This window comes from Caldibacillus debilis DSM 16016 (assembly GCF_000383875.1).
Classification (GTDB): domain Bacteria; phylum Bacillota; class Bacilli; order Bacillales; family Caldibacillaceae; genus Caldibacillus; species Caldibacillus debilis.
The window spans coordinates 43,228-67,631 of sequence record NZ_KB912916.1; the positions used below are offsets into that span (position 1 = coordinate 43,228).

Consider the following 24,404-nt stretch of genomic DNA (forward strand, 5'->3'; position numbering starts at 1 on the left):
TGTCGCAGATCTCCCGAACTGGGTTGATCTGCGGCTTTTTTTAAAACAGGATAGAGATGGCAAAAGCTCCGTTTGCATGAAAACTTTGCTACAGAGGCTTCTTCGATGAACAGGGGAATGTCAGCGCACACCGGTAGATTGGCCCGATTACCTTTCGCCTTGCCCTCATTAGTTTCCTGCCACAAAAATTGGCAGTTAAGTTCAGTTCGGTTTGATTGCGTAGAGGAGGAAGGGGAAAGGACACGAAACTTCCAGGAATGCCAGGCTGACTTTATCATTGGCATTCGCCAGCAACCATAACGTGATAGTGTAAAAAATGGATATTTGAAGAAACGAGGGGACGGTTTTGAAGGACAAAAATCAGAACGGATTCGGGGCAGGCATTTTCGATTGCTTGGTATGTTTTTGTCCATTTTTCTAGCCATTGCTGCAACCCTGTGGTTCACCAGAGACAATTTATTTTACTAGTTTAATTTCTCCAATATCGGGTTTTCGGTTGCGGCAACCGCGATTTCAATTGCCGGGCAAACGTCGTTTTGCCGCTGTAGATTTTTCCGACTGTTGTCCCACCCGTCTGCTCCTCCGCCTCTTCCTCGCGAGCTGTCCATTGGACGCCGCTCTGCTTAAGAAGGGTCAAGATTGGAAAATCTATTACAGAAGGGGATTGAAGGGGAAAGGGGAGGGGCGACCGTCCCAATGGCACGCATTTTTTGTTACAATAAATAGGAGAGTCGGCATCAAAGGATGGTAGAGAACATGGGAAGAAGGCACGTCTTTACAAAAACGGAGCTGCTGGACCAAACCAAACAATTGCTGCTGGAATACGGTTATGAAGGTTTTCAACTGAAAATGTTGTCGGAGCGCCTGGTTGGGGCAAGAAGCACCATTTATCAATATTATGCCAACAAAGAAGAAATCGTGGCCGCTTGTCTGAGACGGGTCATGGAGGACGTGCTGCATCAAGCCAATGCGGTGGACGAGACGGACTGCATGAAAGCGCTGCAGCAATTGCTGACGATCTATCTGAAAGAGGCGGGTTTTCACCAAATGCTCGGGTTCGTCCACAAAATCAATAAAACCAATTCTCCCGCGACGGCGCGAGATCTTGAGTTCGTCGAGCAAGCACATTTTCTTTTAAAAAATCAACTGGAGCGACTGTTTGTCCGGGCGCGGGAAGAGGGCCATGTCAAACCGGACATTCCGCTTTCTGCCGTGATCGGCGTCTTTTTGAACCTGATCAATACGCCCAATCTGATGAACATTCCTTTGCCGCAATGGAGCGAATTGTTGTATCGGATTTTTTGGGAAGGGGCGGGAAACCGCTAAGGTTTTTCCGTTTTTATTTTATTTGACACATGTGTCAGATAAACGGTATAATGGCGATGTCGGTTCGGCGCAGGACTTTAAGTCGTTGCAGCATCGAATTTGACACAAGTGTCATTTATTTTGTGTGTGAGGGGAAGAGCGAACCATGTTTCTGGCATTGAAGGAAATGCGACACAGCAAAACCCGATTTCTCATGATCGCCGTCATCTATGTGTTGATTGCCTGGCTGGTGTTCATCCTATCCGGGTTGGGAAACGGGTTGTCTACGCTGGCGGCTTCGACGTTTCTGAACATGAAGGCCGATTATGTCGTTTTTGAACAGGGATCGAGGGCTTCCATGAGCAAGTCTTTGCTGTCCGGCGATTTGGCGGAGAAATTGTTGGAGCTGCCGAATGTGGAAGCCGCTTCGCCCATGGGAATCGTCATGGCGACGGCGATCAAGGAAAACGGCGGCTCGAACGAGGAAAAAGTGGATATCGCGGTGATCGGCATTGAACCGGGCAGTTTTCTCGAGCCGAATGTCGTTGAAGGTACGGGGCTTGCAGCTGATCAGCCGAACTACGCAATCGTCAATGAAACGATGAAAGAAAAAGGGTTCAAGCTGGGGGACACGTTTCAATTGGACGGTTCTTCGCAATCGCTGACCATTGCCGGTTTTGTCGAAGATCAGACGTACAACCACATCACTTCGGTGTTTGTGCCCATTGAAACGTGGCGCAAGCTGGCGTTTGCCGCCCCCGGATCGGACAAGGGGCTCAATAACCCCGTCAACGCGATTATGCTGCAGGGCAAAGCCATCGATCCGAAATTCATCAACGAGCAGCTGCCGGGTACGGAGACGGTAACCCGCGCCGCGGCGGTGCAGGGAATTCCCGGCTACAAAGAGGAGAGGGGCACCATCTTCATGATGCTTGGGTTTCTGTTTGTCATTTCCGCATTCATCATCGGCGTGTTTTTCTACGTCTTCACGATGCAGAAGTCCAATCAGTTCGGGATCATGAAAGCGATCGGCGCCAAAAACGGATTTTTGTGCAAATCCGTCATTTCCCAGGTATTCGTCTTGTCGCTCTCGAGCATTATCGTTGGCATTCTGTTGACGTACGGGACTGCGGTCATCATGCCCCAAGACATGCCGTTCCATCTGGACTTCAAGCTGGTGTTGACGTATTCCCTGATCTTGCTGGCGATCTCGTTACTGAGTTCCCTGGTATCCGTTCGCACGATCACCAAAATTGATCCGCTGAAAGCGCTCGGGAGGATGGAATAAGCATGACTGTGACCAAAGGTTTGCAAATCGTATCGGTATCCAAATATTACAACGAAGGCTCGGAGCGCATTACGGCATTGGACCGCGTCTCCTTGACGGTGGAACCGGGGGAGTTCGTCGCCGTGGTGGGGCCTTCCGGTTCAGGGAAAAGCACCTTATTGGCCATTGCGGGGGCCCTGCTGAAACCTTCCGAGGGCGAAGTGATCATCAACGGCAAACGCCTGTCCAACCTGTCGGACAAACAATTGTCCGATATCCGCTTGCGCGAGGTCGGCTTCATTTTGCAGGCTTCAAATCTGGTGCCGTACCTGAACGTGCTGGATCAGCTGCTTGTTGTGAAGCGGATGGCGGGCAAGGTTCGAGAGGAAGATAAAGCTTTTGCCGTAAAATTGCTTGAAGAGCTGGGGCTGGCCGCGAAGATGAAATGCTACCCGGAGGAGCTGTCCGGGGGCGAGAAACAGCGCACCGCCATCGCCAGGGCGTTCGTTAACGATCCTTCGATCATTTTGGCGGACGAACCGACGGCAAGTCTGGATACGAAACGTGCCCATGAAGTGGTCTCCCTGATTGCCCGTGAGGTGAAAAACCGCGGCAAAGCGGCGGTTATGGTTACGCACGACGAGCGGTTGTTGGCCTACTGCGACAAAGTTTACCGGATGGAAGACGGTAAATTGTCGTTGGCGGAATTGGCGTCAACTCATTGAGGATTAACGAGAGGAATTATGGGAATTTCCAGCAACTACCGGAACCGACGGCCACGGCCGTCGGTTTTTGCTGCTGAATGATTGTAATCTCTCCTCTTTTTGCACCAACTATGCGGACGGGTTTGACAATCTGGGAAAGTTTGGAAGGTTACAACGCCGTGAATGATAAACACCGTCTTGGAAAAAATGGATTTTCCTTTTTGATATTGATGTAACATTGATGATAATGTTGTATAATTGATAATAATCTTAAATTTTTTAGGAGGTTCTTTATTATGTCTGAAGAGATTAAACTTCCAGCCTCTTCGTACGAAGAACTTATCAAAATAATTATGGCTTATGGAAGTACGAAAATTAAGGAGCCTAACTTAGAAGAATTAAGTAAACTTTGCGGAATTCCAACAACAACCATCAGTAGGAATAGTGGCTTTTTGGTTGCAACAGGAATAATTGAGGGAGGAAAATCAAAAACCATCACGGAAAAGGGAAAAGCTTTAGCTAGAGCTTTAGAACATAATAAGACTGATGAAATTTCAAGACTATGGAGAGAGATAATATTAGAAAATGAGTTTTTGAACAAGATGGTTACTGCAATTAAGATTAGAAATGGTATGGATCATCAAAGTTTCCAAAGTCATATTGCTTATTCTTCCGGTCAAAGTAACAATTCTTACGTAAAAACGGGTTCTAATACTGTAATTGAGATAATAAAAATAGCTGAATTAATTGTAGAATCTGATGGTAAACTCATTATCAAAAATCAGACCGATGATTCGGTTAATATTGAAGAAACTAGAATCAACTCTTTAAACAAAGAGGAAACAGGTGTTAATAATTTTGAAATTAATAGAAGAAATGGAATATTAATTAATATCGATATCAAAGTTCATGCAAAAGTAGACGAATTAGATTATTTAGCAGAAAAACTAAAAAAAATCTTATCAGACATTAATAATCTTGATGATTAGATGATTAATAGTCTGATAGAAGAGGTTTTTGAAATGACATTTGAAATATATCCTACCACTGCTGAACATATAATTAATGCCACAGACGCAGTTTTGCTTAAAAGGAATGGGTGTGACGAAAATTTTGTAGCTTCATTTATGGACGTCCCAGATGAAACTGCTAGAAATGCTTTGAGAATGGCAGAACAAATAGGTTTAGTTAAATTATGCCAAAATTTATACTATCCCTTATGTCCATTTGCCACATATCTAGCAACTGGAAACGAAAAACAGAAAGCAATTGTTATCAGATTATTATTAGAACAATATGAACCATATAGATTATTTAAAGAAAGATTAATTGTAACTGGATTTGTCCAAGCAGCATCCGAACAAATTAGAGTATTTTTCGGTATGTCTGCACATAGAGAAGTTATTAAAAACACTCTAACGAGTCTAGGTACATATTCTCAATCACTTCTTTCTGAAGGTGCTGGTCTGTACAGGGTTGCAGAAGAAGTTAGAGAAAGGGCTGATTATATTCTCGGAATGAATGAAATAGTTTCACAAAAAGAACAAGAAGATATAATAGTTAGAAAGTTACTAGGTCCTAATGCATCTTCATGGATTGATCCTAGCGATACACTTGAACAATTAGTGATTGCATATTTAAAGTTATCGGATTCCAAAAACGATCCAAGGGGACCGATATTATATGCTGGGAATGCTTTCGAATCATTTTTAGTTAAATTTGCTGATCATCATAACGTATCCCTTCAAGGAGCAACAGGCATTAATTCAAAGATAGATAAACTGAATGCTGCTGGAAAACTGAACACAAAGCATAAGTTTATGGGGAAATATCTAGGGCATGTTCGAAATGCTTGCGAACATGGTATAGACCCAGAAATAGGACAATCATGGCAAATTTCACAAAAAACTTCTCACGAGTACGTACATTTAACTATGACATGTATTGAAATTATGGTGGATAGTCTAAGTGGGGTTTATAGAGTATAGCTAGAAATTTGTAATCATTTTTTTTATTTATTTTTCATAGTAAAGTAAAAAAATTAATTTGTTCGCACAGCCGTGTATAAACTTTTCATTTCCTTGATTTTTGGAAATTTTTATTTGAATTTTATAATCTGCAAAGTACCATCACGAATTCGTGGTAAATGAAATAAAAAATTTAGGCGAGTAATATTTTTTTCCTAGTATTTGTCTTGGCTTTCTCTTTCGTGACTCAGTGACGTTATCATTTTTCAAAACGCAAGAGAAATGCCCTTCCGTTTGCCGGGAAGCCATGCTCTTGCAGGGACCGGATATTCCACTGGAGATTCCGACAACGGGCAATCGAACCTGCGGTCATGCTGCAGGCCGGTGTACACTCCGGTGAGTGTTCTGCCAGTTACATGTGACCGCAATTGAGAGCGATTACAGATACAGAGGAGCAAAGAAAGATGCCGTAGGGGGCTGCTGGCCAAATTGGCGTTCCCGCGATGCAGCGGCAGCGTGCTGGAGCGCTGCGCTACAGGGACGGCAGTGCATTTTCGGAAAAGGCGCAGTAACCGCAAGTAAAGTTTCAGTAAAGCCGCAGGGCAGTCTCGGCTTCGGCGGAGCGGAACGCAGTAAACTTAGTAAACGCAGTAACTTTCAAAATACATATCTCTTTGCGCATACACGCACACATATGTATATATATTTGTATGTTTACTAATTTTATTACGTTTACTGCGTTCCGTGTACAGCGAATCAGAAGCATGCATGCAATTTTACTTGCAGGTTACTAACGTTTACTGAACCACGGCGGGACGGAACTTCGAACACCGGTACGCCTGCCCGCGCCCGGCCTATAGGCCCGACGACGAATCCCCAAGGTCACGTAATGCCAGTGCAGCCTCCCTTGCCCCGTGGCGTCCCCTCCGCTCAACACCTGTCAGTGCGCTACTGGAAGCCGCGGCCTGTCGATGCCGCGCGCACAGTGCGTACGTCGACCTGGTAGCAGAGAAGGGGAGGGTGTATGCCCTGCCGTTGTATGCCGAAGCTGCCCCTTGCAACCGGAAACCGCACCAGTATGAATGCGCGGGGGACTACTTGCAAACAACGCAAACAAAAGGCAGTACGGTCGTACCTCTGGGATAGTAGCTTGCAGCCGGGCAGAAGGCTGGGAGAATGCCCGCCCGCAAAGGATTCGGCGAGCACCTTCCGACATCTGGAAGGCACCGATTGACCAGCTATGCGGCCCGGTCCAAACGGTCCATGCGACGAACGCCAAAGGTTTTTCATCCTGTAGATGCGGCAAAAAAAAGATACAATAAGGCACAGCGCCCCCCTTCATTCGTTTGGACAAGCTTGGTTCTTAATATCCGAGTCTGTTCAGCGGCGGATAACGATCGCGGCCCGTTTGCGTTCGGGATCACCCGTAAACCTATCAATAGGGTTATGAGGCTTTTTAATTCGTGAATATTTTCGAAGTATGAAATCAACATATTGCATCTTATCGCCGTCGCTGGAGAAAAACGGCTGGATGTCATGCTCCAGGACTTCTAAGGAGTTCTTTCAAATGGTTTTATTCTTATCTTGCACCTAAGCGAACCCGCCAATTTTCTCAAATTAAGCAGGTTTTAGCGTATGAAAGTTTGTCCGGGAGAACGTATCGCAGAGGAATATGTTTTATTGGAGAGAGAAAATCAAGTTTTTAAGAATGTGTTCTTGAAGGTCCAGGGACAATAAATAAAAAAATGCCAAGAAGCCTATGAAATCGTTCTTCAAGACGAATAAGATTAAGATACTCAATAGAGCATGACCTCATGTCTTTTTTAGTTTTCTGGCTTGGAAGCGATCTGATCTTGGGGGATAGGATCTTGTTCTGAACGGTCATCAACTGTTCTGTGGTATTGTCCGTTTCGATCGTTTATCCCTTTGCCCTACTATGTACACAGCTAATTTATCCCGTCCTCCGAAAATCAAAACGCGAGCGTGGGAGGGGGTTGCCCTGATCCATGCTGGGCTTCTTCTTTTGTTGATAGCTATACAGGGGAGAGTGGGATAGGAACGGGTGCTGATCTTTCCAGCCGTTTCCCAATATCCCCCCTCCCGCTATGTTCCGATTCAGCTTCTCCAACTAATCACCCAAATCATTTCCCTGGACATTTCCCAACGTTCCGTTTTCGTGTTCCCTTTCAACTTTTTTCCTAAACGACGGACATTTTTCCTTTTCCTGGTACTTTGTACCAAATGGTTCCTCAAATCCCAAACACCCTTTTGCGGCAATGAGGAACGGGAAAAGCTGCTCGAATCGCTAACAGGAGTTGGAGGGGCGTGGTCATCTCCCAAACGATGTCTGTTATAAGGCCACCTAATTGATGCAAGTATTTTCCGTAGTACGGATGGGAACGCAGCCGGCTGTCATCGGATGTTCGAATGAGATATTTGCCATCGGACTTTTCTGGTTCACGAACCGCCTGCTTGTCGATGCGAAACGTTCCATGCTCGGATATTTTTCTTCAAAAAAACGGCAACCTTTTTCAACGACCAAACTGACGGCAAAACAAGTGCAACGCTCTGCGGCTCTAGAACTGGAGCCTTCTCTGAAGATTCAAGGCATCCATCCTTGCCCCTAGGTACACGCAGAAGTATGCCGAAATGCCTCTGGTCCCTTTTGTTATCAAGAGGTCAGAGACATTTTGTTTGCCTATTCGCTGTTGAATTCGTGTTTCCGTTTGGCCACTTGATCGAGCTCAATCCTCCTACCAAATTCAAGTGAAAACAAAGAAAATGCAAGTTAAGTCCATTTAAAGAGTATCTTCAAAACGAATCTATTAAAGGATGAGGTGAATTTCGAAAAACAACTCCTCGCTATTAAACATCCGATATGTTATAAAAACGAACGTGTATAGAAGACGACCGAATGGTGGTCATCAGATTCATTCCAAAGAATACGACAGCAATATTTGGAAGTAAAACAGAACACTTAATCCATACTCCAGTGACATATATTATGCTAGAATATATTTAGTAATTTTATAAAATTCACATCTTAAACTACATTATTGTTATTATTATTGGAGGGGGTTATGTACGCAACTTCAAATATATTCATGGCACTAAAAAAAGTATTGCCATTGTTAGTTGCTACTGTATTTCTTGTGGGTTGTAGCACAAAAAAAACAAATTCCATAATGCTTGGTAAAAAGAGTGAATCAAAAGAAGAAATTTCTTATGGAGAAAATTTGCTTAATGAATTACAAAATGTTTATGAGACACAAGATTTTCCGTACACAATTTTGTTAGAGGTTGTATATGAATTGGAAAAAAATAAAACCGTAAAAGACGAAAATATGAAACAAGAATTGATAACATTAATGAATGATGCAGTGTTAAAAATGCTAGATACAGAAGACCCTGAGAAAAAGGATGAACTTGAAAAAATTTTCTATCCAGATGGAAAGGTGAATATTAATAATATTGCCTACGAAGACTATTTAACTGATATTGTTAAGCAGAAAGTCATTAATGTTTTAAATCCAACATATGCAACTTTAAAGAGTCAAAATTTAACAATGGAGATTCTGGATAATTATAACAATGTAATCAGAAAAGGTTCATTATACTATGGAGAAGATGGGATTTTCCATTATTTGAATCAAAATAAAATTAAATATAGGTTCATTGGTGAGGACTTCGAGTCATCAAGTTTTCTTGTTCTAACAGAAGAGAATATAGTAATAGAGTTTGATTATTCAATGGTGGAGAATATATTTAAAATAAAAGATAAAAGTGGGAATATTGTTAATCCATTTAAAGTATTAATAAGTGAAGATGAAAGACGTTCCGTTTCCAGGATCCTTACTTTTCAGAAAAACGAAGAGGAATTTTATAGATTAATGAGAAAGCAAAAAGAACAAAGTGAAATCAAAATAGGAATGACCGAAGAAGAAGTAATAAAAATACTGGGTGAACCTATAAACATAAATAGGACAATTACAAAATATGGTACTTTTGAACAATGGGTCTATAACCATATGTATCTATACTTCGAAGATGGAATTCTATACGCAATACAAGATTAAATCACTATGGGCATTCTTTAGATAAAAACGGTTAGATGTAAAATTAAATACAACAACAAAAATATTTATATAGCCATAGATAAACCATGTAAGATTTCCCGCGTCACAACCACAAGCAAACAGGGTTTTATCTATATTGCCTCTGGGGCCAAACAGGTTCGAGCCATTGAAGAAGCAGGACTGAAGGGAATTGGGTTCAGGAACACGCAAAATTCTAATGTGTATAGCTACGAAAAGTAAGAGTAGCATTCCTGTTCTCGGGGACTTGATTAAAATATCCTCTTGATTTAATGCAGGGGTATCAGACAATGACCTTGAATTCATGCCAAAGAGACCTATAGATAAATTGTTCACTACATCACAAAATTGATAAGGTAAAGAATCAAAAGGTGTTGTTCATCTGTGTTATCTAGATTCACCGGAAATTCGGGTGGTGGGCATCGAGGGTCCGCTTTTTAACTGCCGGCCCGGGATGCCCGCTTTTTTCTTTCGCCATTTTCCCTATCGTTGCATAAATGCCGGCTGATCTTGGATACGATTTGCCCCATCCTGCCAGGGGCTCAGACCTTCCGGGAATAATACGGATTTTCTTTCAAGTCAATCCACAAGGGCGATTGTTCGAACAGGTGCGCCAGTCGGAGCAGCAGGCCTTCCTTGCCTCTTGCCGCGATGAATTGCACGCCGCAAGGAAGGCCGTCTTCCGTTTTGTGCAACGGGACCGACATCGCCGGATGGCCGGTTAAGTTGGCAAGCTGGGTAAAAGGTGTCCGTTCGAAACTTTTTTCAAAGAGCCGGTCGACAATGCCCATTTTTTTCAACAGTTTGCCGAGATGGAAGGCTGCGGCCAGGCGGATCAAAAATTCTTGTCCCTTTGTCGGCGCCAGTTCCCCGATTTTCGCCGGGGGAAATGCGGTGACCGGTGTCATATAGAAATCATACGTTTCGAAGAAATTCTCCATTTGGCAGGCGGCGGTATCCCATTCCCTCAGACTGAGGGCAAATTCCGCCGCGCTCGTGACATTCCCCAGCATTCCGAGCAGCCAAGTGGCGGGTTCCACGTCGCCGGCTTTCACTTTTTTGCCCAACGCGCCTTCCACGGCCTTTAATGTCGAAGCCACCTCGCCCAAATACAACATCAGGTAGCTGCTCTCGATTTTGTTTCCGTCCACGGGCGCTTCTTTTTCTTCGACGATAAAGCCCATTTTGTCGAGATAGGCGGCCGCCTTTTCCACCGCTCTTGCGCATTCCGGATGGATTTTTGCTCCGATCGGGGATTTTACGGAAAAGGCGACCTTGAGGTTTTTGGGCAAGGGTTTTTCCAATTGGGACAAGTAGGAATCGGGATCATCTTGCACGAAAAAGGCTCCGCCCTTTTCGGGTCCTTTTAATAGATCCAGCATGAGGGCGCTGTCCCGGACCGTTTTTGTAAGCACATGTTCGACGGAGGCGCCTTGCCATACCCGGCCGTAATCGGGGCCGACCGGCGTTCTGCCCCTCGTCGGTTTTAATCCGAACAAGCCGCAATAAGCGGCCGGGATCCGGATGGATCCGCCCCCGTCATTGGCGCCGGCGATCGGCACCATTCCGGAGGCGACCGCCGCCGCCGAGCCTCCGCTGGATCCGCCCGGCGTGTAATCCGTATTCCAAGGATTTCTTGTCGGTCCGTACAATTTCGGTTCCGTGATCCCCATCAGGGAAAACTCCGGTACGTTCGTTTGACCGAGAAAGAGTACGCCTGCGCGCCGCAATCTTTTCACATATTCCGAATCTTGTTTTGCCCGGTAATTCCGGAACAGTTTCGATCCATGCGTCAGCTTCCCGCCTTCGATGGCCTGCGTATTATCTTTTAACAAAAAGGGGACACCGGCAAAAGGCAGTTCCGGATCGATCCTTTCGGCATCCGCCATCGCCTTTTCATACATTTTGTGAACGACCGCATTGAGCGACGGGTTCAACGCTTCGATCCTGGCGACGGCGGCGGAGACCAGTTCCTTTGGATGGACTTCCTTTTTCGCCACCAATTCCCGTAAACCGATTCCGTCGTATGTTTCATAATCTATCATTTTTGCCCCTCCTTCCCGGAGGTTGGTTTAAAGAAGAAACCCCCGTCATTTTCATACATTTCTGCCATTAATACCAATTTACTCCTATTATGCCCGCCATTTTTCGAAATTTCAATCTTTTATCTGCCTTTTATGGGAGCGGTGGGCAATATCGTGATTTGATTTTCCGGAAAACGAATGAAAATGAGCAGGAAAAATTCGCAGGAATGGCGAAGCCCGGGGGAATAGGAAGTCCACTTTCTTCCTTGCGGGAGTTCGGCAACCAATTGGATGCATGTTTACCGAAATTTGACCGGGTTTTCGGTCCCGGAAAAAGAGCAGTACAAAGACCACGCCCTGAAGGCGATCAGAGCGAGGGATTGGGGATTTCGAATGATGGATGGACATGTATAAAAGCATGTTGGATGATCCGGAGTGTATGAAAAAGTAAAGAAATTCCGCAACGATATCTTTGGAAATTGGGATCGAATTGGGGACTGGCGGGAGAGGGTGAAATAGGTTCCGGAGGGAGCCCGGGACCGGCGTGATGGAATCCAGCCATGAGGGAATACTCCTTTCTCGTCCTGCCGCGATTACGCTTGGTTTCCCCTTCAATAGGCGTGCGTCTTCGCTCACTCACCTATTGAAGGGACTCATTTGGCCGACAAGTATTTTACTCCTGCTAACCTACACAAAACCTATGACAGCCCTGACCACGCTTGACTTTTGAATATTTATAATTCCTTACAACGGGATTTATTTTTCGTCGGTATATTATTATCCACAGTCAAACAACCTAATGAAATTTATGTTAGTATAAGATAAAAATGGAATTTTTACTAATGGGAAAAATGTTTTATGATACCGAGGAAAAATGAAAAAAATACAAAACGAGAATCCTTTCCGACGATGAGATGAACTGAAAAAGAAAAGTTTCGAAGAATGGAAGGAATATATGGAGGCGGACAACCGAGAGGACGCCCTCGAGGAACTGGCGGACGTATTGAAAATCATGCACATTTGTTTCTGAGGCGAAAAAATATTATACATATGCAGGAACGACTTCCCCCCGGGATAGCGATACACCATTACGAAATGAAACGAATCCGTGCGTCTTACAGCACTCCGCACGCCGAATTCAAAAAATGGTCAGTCAATAATCTCTAAGTGGGAGGTAAATACCGAGGTGAGGAGTAAGTGGATAGAAGAATACAAGAATTAATTGATTTTACGAGGAAGAAATTCGGATTGGAGAACTACCGTTTACAAAGACATAGGCTGTACCGTGACGTCAATATCTTCAACGAAACGGTTTATACACTTTGCATGGAATGGTTTCCTGCACATGTAACGGAACATGAGGATGACGGTTCAAATCCAGAAGGGACGGCAGTGATTGAGATCGATCTTAACAGCAATAAATTTGCGAGGGTTATTTTTGTAGAGGGTAAATCATATTCGCAGGACGGGATTTCGTTTGTCAATTCAAAGATAAACGACATTATCCAATGGATTGAACGTGAAACAGGACTGAAATATGGGAAACATTTCAAATTACATAAAGAAAGCGAAGGGGAACTTCTATTTAACGCATGTTATGAAGGAGTAGCGGTGTCTCCTGCCGGGTTTATTGAAGTAAAATTTGATCAGGAAGGAAAACTCACATTGTTTTCTTGCCAAGGCCAATTTCCTTCTGAAGAAATGGTGAAGGAGGAAACTTACGCTCTTTCCCTTGAAACGGTGGAGCATTTGGCAAAGGAACAATTAAAACTGGTTGAATTTCCTTCTTATGAACAGAAAAAATTAATTCCTGTTTATGCAGTAGAAGAAATTTATGTCACAAACGATGGAAAGTCGGTGTTTCCGTATGAAAGGATAGCGGCCGGAAGACCGTATTTGAAAATCGATCAAACGATTTATTGGGATCAACCGATCAATGAGCCATTGAATAGAAAAGAGATTCGTTGGTTTGAAGATGTCACAGCTGAACAAGCATTTTCATTCGAGCCAAGTCCCGATTCATTCCCCATTACAAAGGCGGAGCAAGAAAAATGTATGTTCGCTGTCATGGATTTTTTAAGGCGGGAATATCCGAATGATACGGGAAAATGGATCCTTAAAACTCTGCATCGTGATAAAGGGTATATTCTAGCGTCATTAATGGCCAATCGCCAGGACAATCATGTATTTCAGAGAAAAATGACTGTCATGATCGATACAAAGAATTTTCAAGCAGTCAATTACATCGATAATAATAAGTTGTTGTCGGAATTTTTTGATCAATTTCAAACGCTTGATAAAGTAACGATTGATAAAGAAGAAGCGTATGAAAAAATCAAAAAATTTTATGAACTGAAGCCATTGTATTTCTGCGATTTTGCACAAAAACAGTATCTATTGTGCGGAAAATTGGATTGCCGATATGGTGTGAATGCATCAAATGGGGAAGTTATTGACTTAAACGATTTGTAATTTTGTGGAATAGTATCGATCGTGTCCCGTCAAATGGTGTAATATCGATTTCTGCCTTGTGACCCAAATTTACTTCTGCAAGAGCATAGCAGACGTTAAGAGATATTCAATAACTTCCTGGATGAAGACACGGTCCTGTGCATAGCAGACGTTAAGAGAGATTGCTCTCCCTGAACAACTTGGGCCATGGACTCTTGGCTGAAATACCGGGGCGCATTCAAGACCACTTTAAGGAAGTCCACATCACCGTCAGAACCAGACTTGCGCAGAAGCTCTAAAAGTGAATTCTAACGATCGAAGCCAAGGTTTGATTCTCCTTCTAAAGCAACGTCGCGTCACTTTCGTAGAAATCATGCCGTGCCTTCCATTGTCAAGAAGCTCGGTACAATTTTACACCACTGCAGAGGATGCTTTATGGTGAACAAACAAGACTGTAACTATGGATGAGTGGTATTTACTTCCTTTTTAATCGAAGTCAAAGAACAGTTCCGGGACTTATACCGGTCGATTTTTCCAGGAGTTGAAAAAATTCATTGGTTGCGGCGTACCAGATAAGGCCGTCTGAGAGATTGATCCGATCACCATGCCGAGAAAATCTTGACGCATACCCACTTAATGGGTCGTTTTGCTTAAAATTAGGAAATAAGATAAGATAAAAAAAGATTTTTATGGAGGATCGACGATGCAATACGATGCTAAAACCCCAAAAGAATATCTTGAACTGCTGGACGATGACTGGAGAAAAGAGAAGCTATTAATCGTAAGACAATTTATATTAGAAAATGCGCCTGAACTCGAGGAGGGCATCCAATACAAGATGCTTTGTTATGGCAGCGGGTCCTCCAAATTATTTCATTTGAATGCCCAAAAATCTTATGTGAGCCTGTATGTGGGCAATATTGAGAAAATCGAAAATGCCAAGGAGTTTCTGACCGGATTGGATTATGGAAAAGGGTGTATACGCGTCAAAAAGTCCGTTGATTTGCATAAAAGCGGGCTAGAAGATTTTGTGAAAAAGGCGATCGAGACTTGGAGGGCCGGCGGCGACACTTCCTGTTAGAACTGCATGGCTCGAAAGGTGTTCGTCCTATTTATGAACCCGCATGAATCGTCTTTTTATTTGAAAAGATGCACTTCCGGGATTTTTCAGGGGAGGACCGGATCGGATTCGATGGAGCGGGGAAGCCCGCATGATTGAGGAACCGGAGAAGGATTGGAAATGGAGACCGGCGGGCCATTTCACCATTGCGGAAAATCTCGATGCCGGTTTCCGTTACCGGATCTGAGGAAAATTTTTGCAAAAGTAAGCAAACCCATTGGTTGAAATGGAGGAGCCCGGCATACGGATCCGACGGCCATCCCGGGAAAATCCTGACACATCCCGGGTTTTTTCTGTTGATAATCAGCTGATTATTATGTTATTGTAAGACCGACTGTTAATGATGGAGGGTTTCCTTGTGCCGTTTGTCAGACTGCGAATCCCAAGCTTTGAACGGGTAATTGAATACGTTCAAAGGCTCTGCCTGTGCGTAGAGTAAATGGGATTGGTCTGCTTTTTTTGAAGGAAACCTGTTGTTTTATGATCATAATGCGAAAAATAGGGGGGCGAATCTGCCCTCTTTTTTGTTTTTCAAACGATTATTCGACAGGGCTCCGCATCGCTCTGGGTTTGGCTTATTTGCAGTCATTTTGGGCCATGTGGCAGGTTTCGTCAAGTATGACGTTCTTTATCGCGAGGCCGGAATCGGAACCAAGTAAGAATTGTTAAACCACGATCCTTTTTGCTTTCTCCGATAGGTCCATCTTCCTTTACCGAAGCACAGGCAGGGCGCCTGTGTTTTTTATTTTGTCAAAGGAATGGAGGATCTGTATGAGAAAGCAAAATAAACGGAACCGTAAAATTCGTAAAAGCCTGGAGTGGCCCAATCCTTCCGGCCAACATCTTTTGCACAACAAGCGGATCATTCATGACTTGGTTCAAATGGCAAATTTGACTCCGAATGACATCGTACTGGACCTTGGAGCGGGGAAAGGGGCGCTGACGTTTCCGCTGGCGGAGAAAGCGGGAAAGGTGATCGCCGTAGAGTATGACCCCCGCTTTGCGGCGATCCTGAAGAAAAAAGCGGAAGCTTATCCCAATATTAAAATTATCCAGCAGGATATTTTAATGTTTCATCTGCCTAAAGAACCTTTTGTCGTCGTCGCCGGCATCCCGTATGCGATTACGACGCCAATCATGAAGATGCTCCTTCATCACCCTGCCAATTCCTTGCAAAGAGCCGTGATCGTGATGGAAAAAGGGGCGGCCAAACGCTTCACCTCTTATCCTGTGACGAATCCGGTGATTTTGAAGTGGCGGATGTGGTTTGATTTGGAATATGCAATGGAAATTTCCCGTGAGAACTTTTCTCCTCCGCCAAGGGTGGATTCCGCCGGCTTAATCATACGGAGGAAGGAGAAGCCTGGCATCCCCTGCAAGGATCATGACAGTTTTTTAGGGTTGGCCGAATATGCCTTGAAATATCCGCAGCTGCCCTTGGACGAAGCGTTGAAAGGGGTGTTTACCCCTCCGCAAATCACCCGCTTGGTCCAAAATCTCGGTGTTGATCGAAAGATGGCCGTTTGTTGGCTGAATGAAATCCAATGGGCGACCGTTTTCCATACGATGGTCCGTTATGTTCCGCGTCCGTGCTGGCCAAAAGCCAAAAAGTACAAAGACCGCTGATGATCAGGAAGGAGGGACGGTCCGCCGCTCCCTACGAAGGGATGGGGCCGTTCCAAAGGTTTCCGCAACGCTTTCGCCTTTGGGACAGCCGCCGGCGCCGGCAGTGGGGAAGGCGTCCGGCAGGGAGATTTGCGGAAGTTACCGACAACGTCAGTCGTGTTGACCGGGAAAAATTTGGACTGGACCATGGTGGGAAGATAAGGTTGGGGGTGGGGAGAAGGGTTCCGGATCAGGGAAGAAATATTTCCGATATGGAAATTGGAGACTGGCCGTTATAAAAGCACAAGGGAAACAGGCGGACAAGCTGCCGGCGGCAGGTTTTTGACCGGTCTTTGCAGGATCTGGAATGGCAAACCCTTGCCGGCGAAGAGCGATAAGGCGATTGCAGACAAGAAACTCCCAGGGAATTCCCTGGGAGTGGGCGGAGGCCACTTGAAACGGAGGCACCGGTCTGCATGGGAACGGGGGACTTCCGGTCTCCCGTCTTCGCCGCATCAGATGCGGCAAGCGGCTTTTTTATCTTTTTTTCATGGCGGAGACGATAAACCCGCCCTTGAACCGGCGCGGCTCATAGGAGATAATGAACGCCTTCGGCTCGTAGGCTTCGATCAGTTTTAACAGTTCCTTTTCTTTGTTTCTTTTGGTCAAAATATCCAGCCGGTAGCGCCGGCTGTCTCTTCCTTCTCCGACAAAAACGGTAACGCCGTACCCGTTTTCCCTTAAAACCCGGATCAATTCTTCGTTTTTATCCCGAAGATTGACGATTAAACTCGTATATCCGATCGCCAATTTTTGTTCGATATAGTTGCCGATAAACAGTCCGGCCCCGAATCCGGCCGCATAGACGATCATCACGATATAGCTTTGTTCGCCGCTGAAAACGATGGATAATCCGAACACGTAAATGAGCGCCTCTAAAAATCCCATGAACGCCGCCAAAGCGCTTATGTTTTTTACCATGAAAATGGTCCGCAGCGTGAGGATCGGCACATAAATGAGCTGCAGCAGTAATACCAAAAGGATATCTTTTACCATCGCTTCTCCCTCTAATCAATCGAGATCATGAATTGCGGTTTGCGGACGTCCTCCGCCGCATCCCGCCGAAGTTTCCGCCCCCCATCATATCAGCTGATGATCCGGGTTGTCTATAGATTTTTTCACAAAATCATATGGAAATATTGGACATGATGCAACGGCAATGGCCGCATAAGAAAACCGTTGGCCTGCCCGGCCGAGGGGGGGTGGTGCCAGGTACCCGCCGCCAAGCGAAACGTTCGCTGCTGATACGGTTCGGGATCCTAAGCGGCGTTCCGACAGCCGGCAGTTTTGGAAAACTGACGACATGGAATAGCCATAATCAGGATATTATGAAATGTCCATTTCATTTTAGCCAGAGTTGCCGGATTTGTTCTTCCATTTCCTTCAACTCCGCCTCTTTGGCCACTTTCCCGGCAAGATCGGCAATCCCAAACGTGGCGGACTGATGAAAGATCCATTTCAACGGGGCCATTCGAAAAAATTTCCTTCCCGCCCTTTCCGGCAGGAAGATTCCATGCCGGCGGGGAATGTTGTTCCGGCGATAGGAGGAATCGGGAAAATATGTTAAACTATTAAAAAATGAACGGCCAAACTTGCCGTTTGCGGAGGTCAACTGGAATGGCAAAGCCGGCGATTTTGCTTTTAGGGATCGCCCATTTGGAAAATCCCGACAACGGCGATTTTTTGAACCCTGTGACCGATGGGATCTTATCGCCATAAAGGCAAGCGGAGATCATCGAAGTCGGAAAATCGTTAAAAAAATTCCAACCGACGCAAATCGCCTTGGAAGTTTTTTTTAAAGGAAGAAGAGGAGCAATTAAACAAAGAGTACCGCTTCTAATTAAACGGAAATTTTCAACTGACAGCCAACGAAATTCACCAAATGGGATTCCGGATGGCCGAGGATATGAAGATCGGACGGTTACACGGTCGACTGGAACGGAAATTTGGAAAACATCCCCGATGCGGCATCCTGGGCGGAGAAAAACGGTTCGCAGATTTTTGCTGAAATCATGAAGCGGGGGAGAGAAATAGGCGGCCAGGGTGCAGGAATATTTTCAAGCCAAACGATCAGGGAGTTTTTATTGTGGCTGAACCTGCCTGAAAACAGGAAAGCAAACCATTCTGCTCGCCGGCGATATGTTGACCGTCCAGGCATATAAACCGGCATTGAGGCTGCCTTTCTTTTTGGCGGGGCTGGCGGTTGCGGCGCTGGCCGCGATCATGCTGGTGCGAATCCCTTCCGGTTGGAAGGCGGGCTATCTTGCGGCGGTCGCCGTTTTGACCTTGAACAGGTGTACGGGAAGATATTTGTTCGCCCGTAAAAACAAGACCAATAAGATCGGACGGCCGGAAAGCGAAAGATAAAGTCCGTTATGAGGGAAGGGTTTTTCAATTTGAAAAATGTTCTTTAGGCGTCTCCGTATAAACGGCATGCGCAAAATGAAGCACAGGATCAAAGCGGATGCAAATCAATTCGGGTTGGCGAAGGATGAAGTCTGAGCAGGAAGTCGGATTTTGCGAAAAAATTTGAACTTGACCCGAAAAATTGCCTTGCGGCCCTGCCATTTTTTTGTTTAGCATGAGAAGAGCATGGATTCCGGATTGCCGATTTGAAAAATTTTTGAACGGATTTTCATGCGGACATGCGCCGCCAAACTGTGAAGGAGACGAAAAACAGTTTTCCGCGGTGATGGTGAAAGGGGGTGTCTCACATTGAAAAAATTAATCGCTTTGGATTTGGACGGCACCTTGCTGAACCGGAACAGCGAGATCAGCGGGGAGAACATCCGGGCGATCCGGGATGCGCAAAAGCATGGGATGGAAGTCGTCATCGCGACGGGGAGGGCCCATTTTGATGTTCGGGAAATCTTTAAAGATACGGGCATCCGGACATGGGTCATCGCCGCGAACGGGGCGACGATCCATGACCCGGAGGGGAAGCTGTTTTTTTCCGTCCCGCTGGATAAAGATCGGGCAGTCGAAATTCTGGCGTGGCTCGAACGGGAAGGCTATTATTATGAAGTGATCAGCGATGCCGCCATCTTCACGCCGCAAAACGCAAGGGAGATTTTGGCCGTCGAGATGGATCGGCTGAAAAGCGCCAACCCGGAACTGGATATCGAAGAGCTGAAGGAATCCGCCGAAAAACAATACGGGCAATTCGGATTTTCCTTCATTTCTTCCTATCAAGATCTGTTGGATCCTTCGATTCCGGTCTACAATATCCTCGCCTTTTCTTTTGACGAAGAAAAGCTGAAAAAAGGCAAGGAAAAATTCAAGGATTGCCGTGACCTGACCTTGGTCTCATCCGCCAAATACAATTTTGAATTGGAGCATGTCGAGGCTTCCAAAGGGAAGGCGCTGCATAGGCTCGCAACGGAATTGGGGATTCCCATGAGCGAAACCGTAGCGGTCGGGGACAGCCTGAATGACTGCTCGATGATCGCCGCGGCAGGAACGGGGATCGCCATGGGGAACGCCGCGGAGGAAGTGAAAAAAATCGCCGATGAAGTGACCTTGACGAACGACGAACACGGGGTGGCGCACGCGATCCGCAGGCTGCTGCAAGAAGCCGGGGCGGAAAAATAAACATCGCGCGGATGGCGTCCATTCTCTGCGGGACGCGGGCGTGCATTTGGACCGGAAACAGGGAAATTTCCTGGCGCCATTGCCGAAAAACCCCGAAGCGGGGTTCGGCATGGCTTTTTTTTATTTTGGCAATGGGGCAGGCGGGCGTTCCTTTGCCAAAACCAAAAGATCGGGAAGAATTATGTTTTTCTTTTGGCAAGGGATGGGGCGGGCAGGGCCGGACAAGGGAACCCGGCATCAGTTTGAGACATTGCTTCCCTGATGCAAACCCGGACAAAAGGAAGCGCCCGTTTTTGCTCCACTTGTTGGCTCTCGATCAACCGGAGACGGGCGGAAAAGGCGGAGCGGAAGAGGGGAACAGTGAAGGCTGAAAGAAGGACGATGGCCCGAGAAAGAAACGCGTGAATTTCCTCCCTGAGGAATTCCTCCTTCCTCCAATCGGGCGCCAACGCGGGTGGTTCAGCCGGCACCAGGCCGGTTTTTTCCCATTCCCCCGGCCCAAAATCCTTTGCACTTTTTCTATCCGTTGATTTTGTATGGGCCAATTTTATTGGAAAAATCGGCAGCGGAAAAAAGCGGACTGAATAAAGTTTTCTTCTTTGAAACTTTTTGGCCGGCCCCATGGCTCTAATAAACAGGGAAGGGGGATACGGATATGGAGCATCTGGAACTGATCCGAAAAGCGAAAACGGGTGACCCGGAAAGCTTTGAAAAACTTCTGTCCCTATACGGCGACCGATTATACCGGACCGCTTTTCTTTATGCGGGCAACCGGGAAGACGCCTTGGACATCATTCAGGAGACGGCTTGCAAGGCCTTTTTGGCGATCGGGAACCTGAAGGAAGAGAAATATTTTTCCACATGGCTGACGAGAATTTTGCTGAATGCCGCCTATGAATTTCTGCGGAAAAGAAAACGGGATATCCCCTTTGCATCGGTTGAAAAATTTTCGGACGGGACGGAATCCATCAGGATGGAATCGATGGATTTGGTCCGGGCCATTCAACGATTGAGAAAGTCATACCGTGATGCCATTATTCTGTTTTACTATCAGGATCTTCCGATCAAAGAAGTGGCGAAAATCATGAAGGTCCCCGAAGGGACCGTCAAGACCTATCTCAAGAGAGGAAAGGAAGAATTGAAATCCATTTTGGAAGGGTGGGAATTTGATGAAAGAAGGATGGCACCTGGAAAAATATAACGCCATCGAAGTGCCGGAAAAAGAGGTCCGGGAGGCGATACGGGCGGGAATCCGAAAGGCCGGTCTTTCCGTTTCCAAGAAGAAAAGAAGAAAAACAGGCCCCCTCCTTCTTTCTGCGGCGGCCGCCGCACTGTTCTTGGCATCCGGAATTTTCCTTTCTCCCGTCGCTGATGTATTGGCTAAAGTCCCCTTCATCGGCCAATTGTACGGCAATTTCGATGACTTGGTCGGCAAACATTTGGAATCGCAGCAGCTGATCACCCGGTTAAACCAGTCGGCGGCGGATAAAGGGATAAAGGTAAAAATTACCAGCGCCTATTATGATGGTGCCATTCTGGGAGCGACCTTTGATGTCAACGGCAAAGTCAAAGGGAACGGCGCTGATCCGCCCTACGCCTTTTATGAGATTTTTGGCGGCGATGAACGGATTTCCGACAGCAAAGAACTGGTCCGCTTGGAGCCGAAAGGGAAAGGTTTCACCGGCCACATCCAATTGTATTATCCCGCGTCCGATCTGCCCGAAAACGCCACGTTTCCGCTGGCGTTCAAAGCGATCGGCGAAACCGAAGGAGCATGGAAGTTTAACGTCCCGGTGGAGCAACTGCCGTATGAAAAGCTGAAAATGGATAAAGCGGTATCGAAGCAAGGCATCCGCATCCATTTCGATTCCATGATTGTCGGAAAAGCCTCGACCGCCATCGATTACACGGCCATTTTTCCGAAGGGCGGGGAAGAAAACCAGGTCCGGTTGGAGATTTACGATGACGATGGCGAAATAAAATCCCTGATGGACGGCATCGACTTGGAGGTGAAAAAAGAGGGGCAGCAGGTCATTGTGAAAGGGAGGACCATCATTTTGCAGCCGTTGAATGGCGACAGGCCTTCGTTGACGGTTTATCCGAAGGTTGCCCTTGCCGGCGAAGATCCGAATCAGCCTTTGGAATTGGAACCCTTCCGCATCGATTTCAAATAAAGAAGCGAAAACGGCCGGATCCGAACGGGGATTCGGCTGTTTTCTATACAGTTTTTCATTTTTCCTGCAAGAAATATTGGATCTTTCCGCTCACCGAACCTTCGGCCGGAATCTGCGAGGGTATCCCAAAAGCGGCTATCGATGCGAACACTTTTGGGGTACTCTTTTTTATTGCGGCTGGATTACGAAAAATTTGTTAAAATGGTTTTTACTAAAATATTCCACTTATACTTGCTGCAGGATGGTCAGAGGAAAAAAGATGGATAAGGGGATCATCTAGAAAAAATCTCAATTTCTATCCTTGTAATCATGATGATCGTATCGGGCGCGATCGATATGGACCGCATGAAAAACGTCGTCCTTTGAAGCGGTGGTCGATCTCGAAAAAAACGCGATAATTATACATGGTAACGATGAAATCATTTTACAGGATAAAAACGGCATTGAGACGGTAATGGATGATTTCGCCAAGATGAAGCTGAGAAAAAACGGATGCCGGAAGATCTGAAGGAAAGCTATTGGATCAGGATCAAAGAAAAGAAGAAGCTGAAATATGGATTAACCCTTTATGATCATGACCTCACCATCTATTACTTCGATACAAGAAAAACTGTTGGATATGAAATCATAAATAAACCGGGGTTAAAGATTTATGTAGTATCATAGGGTGCCTGCATAGCCGCGAATAATCGCGGGCATAACCCTTTTTCTTGCGGTCCGGGACGAAGCCGGCTATATTTTGAATCACATGATATCCATGGAGAGAAGCCGTGCTTTCTTTCAAGGGGAGTGGGCGGACACTTTATGGAGAGCGCTTTCTCTTTTTTGCCAGTGGAAAGATCCGATCCCCGGGAAAAATTGACGTCAGCTGTCGATTTGTGCCGCCTGGTATATTCGGCAATAATGAGGCAGAGACGTTTTAAGATCATCGCCACCCGCAGCGGCAAGGTCGCCGGCCGATGCGGCGCCGTTTACTCCTTAAAAAAGGAAGAGCTTTTTTAGAGGCATTTAACCATGGATGCGCAAACCGGGGCTATGATGAAACGGGTCCTGCCATTCCCTTTTGGCCCCGCTAAGCCCCCCTGCCCGTGAAGGCGGCCCGCCGCGGAACGGAACGTCCGTCCCGAACGGAAAAGAATATCGGGGCCTTTCATGAATTGCCGATGGATGGTAAATATCCCGGTCCGGCGTACTTTAAGAGGCGCATCCAAGTTTTCATGAAACGGCCAAAGGATGGTAAACTTGTTTACGGTCCATTTTTCTTCAAAGGGACGGCGGATATTGAAGGACGGGACGTCGAGCCACCGTCCCGGTCCGGCTGCTGCCGGAATGCCCCAGACGCTCGTTAATGACAGACGATGGAGGTTATCGATGAGGTGGAGCAAACTGAAAAAACAATTGGAAGATTTCCTTTGTCCTGCCCTGAAAGGCCGTGTGGAATATTGGGTCACGAATTACCGGAAAGCCCATGACCGCCTGGGAAGAGCGTACATTACCATCGACGGAAAGGAAGTCATCAACATGTGCACGTTGAAGAAAGAAATCGCCGTCTTCCAAATGGAAAAAGCCTTGATGGACCGCGGGGAAAATTTTTCGGATATGACGGCCGGCGGAAATGGAGCCCCTGAGCTGCCGAAAGAGGCGGACTTCCCGGAAGAGGCGATGGCGGAAATGGACGATCCCGGCAGGATCAACGAATGGGCCCATCAAATGGCTGAAAAACAGAACCTCTTCGCCCAATACGATTTTTTTGCCGCTGCCGCACAATTTTTGCAGACACCGATCCGGGAATCGCTGAAATCCGGCCATCCCATCATCAAGGGAATGGCGCTTCTTGACCGGAGGGTAGGGAAAAGGACCCTCCTCGCTTTGAAGGATGCCATGGAACAAGAAAATGACCTTGTCAAATTTTTTTATAAGCTGAGGTGTAAGGCGGAATCCATTCAAATCGATTAATTCGGAATGGTCCCATACAAAAATGTTGTTGCCCCTTTCCATTGGGCAAGTCGCGTCCTATTGGAAAAGGGGTTTTTCTTTCCTAA

Annotated in this window: 18 protein-coding genes and 2 pseudogenes; 17 read left to right on the top strand and 3 right to left on the bottom strand. The window is 46.0% G+C overall.

Features of this window, described 5'->3' with window-relative positions; translation table 11 throughout:
• Positions 1–756: 756 nt before the first annotated feature.
• From A3EQ_RS0118210 to A3EQ_RS0118250, 7 genes are all read left to right on the top strand, one after another.
• A complete protein-coding gene (locus A3EQ_RS0118210; protein WP_020156575.1) occupies positions 757–1,326 on the top strand; it encodes a TetR/AcrR family transcriptional regulator in 570 nt (189 codons plus the stop codon).
• 145 nt (positions 1,327–1,471) lie between these two features.
• The gene (locus A3EQ_RS0118215) at positions 1,472–2,593 is read left to right on the top strand and encodes an ABC transporter permease (protein WP_020156576.1); all 1,122 of its coding nucleotides are present in this window, start codon (positions 1,472–1,474) and stop codon (positions 2,591–2,593) included.
• A 2-nt stretch (positions 2,594–2,595) separates the two neighbouring features.
• Entirely contained in the window at positions 2,596–3,297 is a 702-nt protein-coding gene (locus A3EQ_RS0118220) for an ABC transporter ATP-binding protein (RefSeq protein ID WP_020156577.1), read from the top strand.
• 275 nt (positions 3,298–3,572) lie between these two features.
• A complete protein-coding gene (locus tag A3EQ_RS21445; protein ID WP_020156579.1) occupies positions 3,573–4,265 on the top strand; it encodes a hypothetical protein in 693 nt (230 codons plus the stop codon).
• A 33-nt stretch (positions 4,266–4,298) separates the two neighbouring features.
• Positions 4,299–5,264, top strand: coding sequence for a hypothetical protein (locus tag A3EQ_RS0118235; RefSeq protein WP_020156580.1), 966 nt, complete (start codon positions 4,299–4,301; stop codon positions 5,262–5,264).
• 2,345 nt (positions 5,265–7,609) lie between these two features.
• Positions 7,610–7,870, top strand: a complete 261-nt coding sequence (locus A3EQ_RS0118245; protein ID WP_154652918.1) for a hypothetical protein — start codon at positions 7,610–7,612, stop codon at positions 7,868–7,870.
• A 453-nt stretch (positions 7,871–8,323) separates the two neighbouring features.
• Positions 8,324–9,319 carry a hypothetical protein gene (locus tag A3EQ_RS0118250; protein WP_020156583.1) on the top strand — a complete coding sequence of 332 codons (996 nt, stop codon included), beginning with the start codon at positions 8,324–8,326 and terminating at the stop codon, positions 9,317–9,319.
• 560 nt (positions 9,320–9,879) lie between these two features.
• Here A3EQ_RS0118250 and A3EQ_RS0118260 read toward each other — a convergent pair.
• Complete coding sequence (locus A3EQ_RS0118260; protein ID WP_020156585.1) at positions 9,880–11,382, bottom strand: amidase; 1,503 nt, start codon at positions 11,380–11,382, stop codon at positions 9,880–9,882.
• An 857-nt stretch (positions 11,383–12,239) separates the two neighbouring features.
• Between A3EQ_RS0118260 and A3EQ_RS23310 the strand changes: the two are divergent.
• The 4 genes and pseudogenes from A3EQ_RS23310 to erm all read left to right on the top strand — a co-directional run.
• Positions 12,240–12,391: pseudogene (locus A3EQ_RS23310) on the top strand (nucleoside triphosphate pyrophosphohydrolase); the annotation flags it as partial.
• 167 nt (positions 12,392–12,558) lie between these two features.
• Positions 12,559–13,833 (top strand): hypothetical protein, encoded by a 1,275-nt coding sequence (locus tag A3EQ_RS0118270; protein WP_020156587.1) that lies wholly within the window; start codon positions 12,559–12,561, stop codon positions 13,831–13,833.
• Positions 13,834–14,515: 682 nt separating this feature from the next.
• Positions 14,516–14,893 (top strand): iron chaperone, encoded by a 378-nt coding sequence (locus A3EQ_RS0118275; protein ID WP_020156588.1) that lies wholly within the window; start codon positions 14,516–14,518, stop codon positions 14,891–14,893.
• An 810-nt stretch (positions 14,894–15,703) separates the two neighbouring features.
• On the top strand, positions 15,704–16,558 hold the full coding sequence (erm, locus tag A3EQ_RS0118295) for a 23S ribosomal RNA methyltransferase Erm (protein WP_020156592.1): 855 nt from the start codon (positions 15,704–15,706) through the stop codon (positions 16,556–16,558).
• A gap of 516 nt (positions 16,559–17,074) precedes the next feature.
• Here erm and A3EQ_RS0118305 read toward each other — a convergent pair.
• Both A3EQ_RS0118305 and A3EQ_RS23160 read right to left on the bottom strand, forming a co-directional pair.
• Positions 17,075–17,593: a DUF2179 domain-containing protein gene (locus tag A3EQ_RS0118305; protein ID WP_020156594.1), complete on the bottom strand. Its 519-nt coding sequence runs from the start codon at positions 17,591–17,593 to the stop codon at positions 17,075–17,077.
• Positions 17,594–17,939: 346 nt separating this feature from the next.
• Complete coding sequence (locus A3EQ_RS23160; RefSeq protein ID WP_259462699.1) at positions 17,940–18,068, bottom strand: hypothetical protein; 129 nt, start codon at positions 18,066–18,068, stop codon at positions 17,940–17,942.
• A 463-nt stretch (positions 18,069–18,531) separates the two neighbouring features.
• On the opposite strand from A3EQ_RS23160, the pseudogene A3EQ_RS23280 reads away from it, so the two are divergent.
• From A3EQ_RS23280 to A3EQ_RS0118385, 6 genes and pseudogenes are all read left to right on the top strand, one after another.
• Positions 18,532–18,759: pseudogene (locus A3EQ_RS23280) on the top strand (hypothetical protein); the annotation flags it as partial.
• A complete protein-coding gene (locus A3EQ_RS0118325; RefSeq protein ID WP_147402735.1) occupies positions 18,740–18,964 on the top strand; it encodes a hypothetical protein in 225 nt (74 codons plus the stop codon). The pseudogene A3EQ_RS23280 and the gene A3EQ_RS0118325, both read left to right, overlap by 20 nt.
• A 348-nt stretch (positions 18,965–19,312) precedes the next feature.
• On the top strand, positions 19,313–20,188 hold the full coding sequence (locus A3EQ_RS0118335) for a Cof-type HAD-IIB family hydrolase (RefSeq protein ID WP_020156600.1): 876 nt from the start codon (positions 19,313–19,315) through the stop codon (positions 20,186–20,188).
• A 655-nt stretch (positions 20,189–20,843) separates the two neighbouring features.
• Entirely contained in the window at positions 20,844–21,389 is a 546-nt protein-coding gene (locus A3EQ_RS0118350; RefSeq protein WP_020156603.1) for a sigma-70 family RNA polymerase sigma factor, read from the top strand.
• Positions 21,358–22,362: a DUF4179 domain-containing protein gene (locus A3EQ_RS0118355; protein ID WP_020156604.1), complete on the top strand. Its 1,005-nt coding sequence runs from the start codon at positions 21,358–21,360 to the stop codon at positions 22,360–22,362. Before A3EQ_RS0118350 ends, A3EQ_RS0118355 begins: the two co-directional genes overlap by 32 nt.
• A 1,371-nt stretch (positions 22,363–23,733) precedes the next feature.
• On the top strand, positions 23,734–24,318 hold the full coding sequence (locus A3EQ_RS0118385) for an SF0329 family protein (protein ID WP_020156610.1): 585 nt from the start codon (positions 23,734–23,736) through the stop codon (positions 24,316–24,318).
• The last annotated feature ends 86 nt before the right edge of the window (positions 24,319–24,404 follow it).

Bases quoted from the DNA above. Each gene is read 5' to 3' on its own strand.
- A3EQ_RS23160 (WP_259462699.1), bottom strand. From the start codon at position 18,068: ATGGCCCCGTTGAAATGGATCTTTCATCAGTCCGCCACGTTTGGGATT.
- erm (WP_020156592.1), top strand. From the start codon at position 15,704: ATGAGAAAGCAAAATAAACGGAACCGTAAAATTCGTAAAAGCCTGGAG.
- A3EQ_RS0118215 (WP_020156576.1), top strand. From the start codon at position 1,472: ATGTTTCTGGCATTGAAGGAAATGCGACACAGCAAAACCCGATTTCTC.
- A3EQ_RS0118350 (WP_020156603.1), top strand. From the start codon at position 20,844: ATGGAGCATCTGGAACTGATCCGAAAAGCGAAAACGGGTGACCCGGAA.
- A3EQ_RS0118235 (WP_020156580.1), top strand. From the start codon at position 4,299: ATGACATTTGAAATATATCCTACCACTGCTGAACATATAATTAATGCC.
- A3EQ_RS0118355 (WP_020156604.1), top strand. From the start codon at position 21,358: ATGAAAGAAGGATGGCACCTGGAAAAATATAACGCCATCGAAGTGCCG.
- A3EQ_RS0118305 (WP_020156594.1), bottom strand. From the start codon at position 17,593: ATGGTAAAAGATATCCTTTTGGTATTACTGCTGCAGCTCATTTATGTG.
- A3EQ_RS0118220 (WP_020156577.1), top strand. From the start codon at position 2,596: ATGACTGTGACCAAAGGTTTGCAAATCGTATCGGTATCCAAATATTAC.
- A3EQ_RS0118250 (WP_020156583.1), top strand. From the start codon at position 8,324: ATGTACGCAACTTCAAATATATTCATGGCACTAAAAAAAGTATTGCCA.
- A3EQ_RS0118275 (WP_020156588.1), top strand. From the start codon at position 14,516: ATGCAATACGATGCTAAAACCCCAAAAGAATATCTTGAACTGCTGGAC.
- A3EQ_RS0118210 (WP_020156575.1), top strand. From the start codon at position 757: ATGGGAAGAAGGCACGTCTTTACAAAAACGGAGCTGCTGGACCAAACC.
- A3EQ_RS0118260 (WP_020156585.1), bottom strand. From the start codon at position 11,382: ATGATAGATTATGAAACATACGACGGAATCGGTTTACGGGAATTGGTG.
- A3EQ_RS21445 (WP_020156579.1), top strand. From the start codon at position 3,573: ATGTCTGAAGAGATTAAACTTCCAGCCTCTTCGTACGAAGAACTTATC.
- A3EQ_RS0118385 (WP_020156610.1), top strand. From the start codon at position 23,734: ATGAGGTGGAGCAAACTGAAAAAACAATTGGAAGATTTCCTTTGTCCT.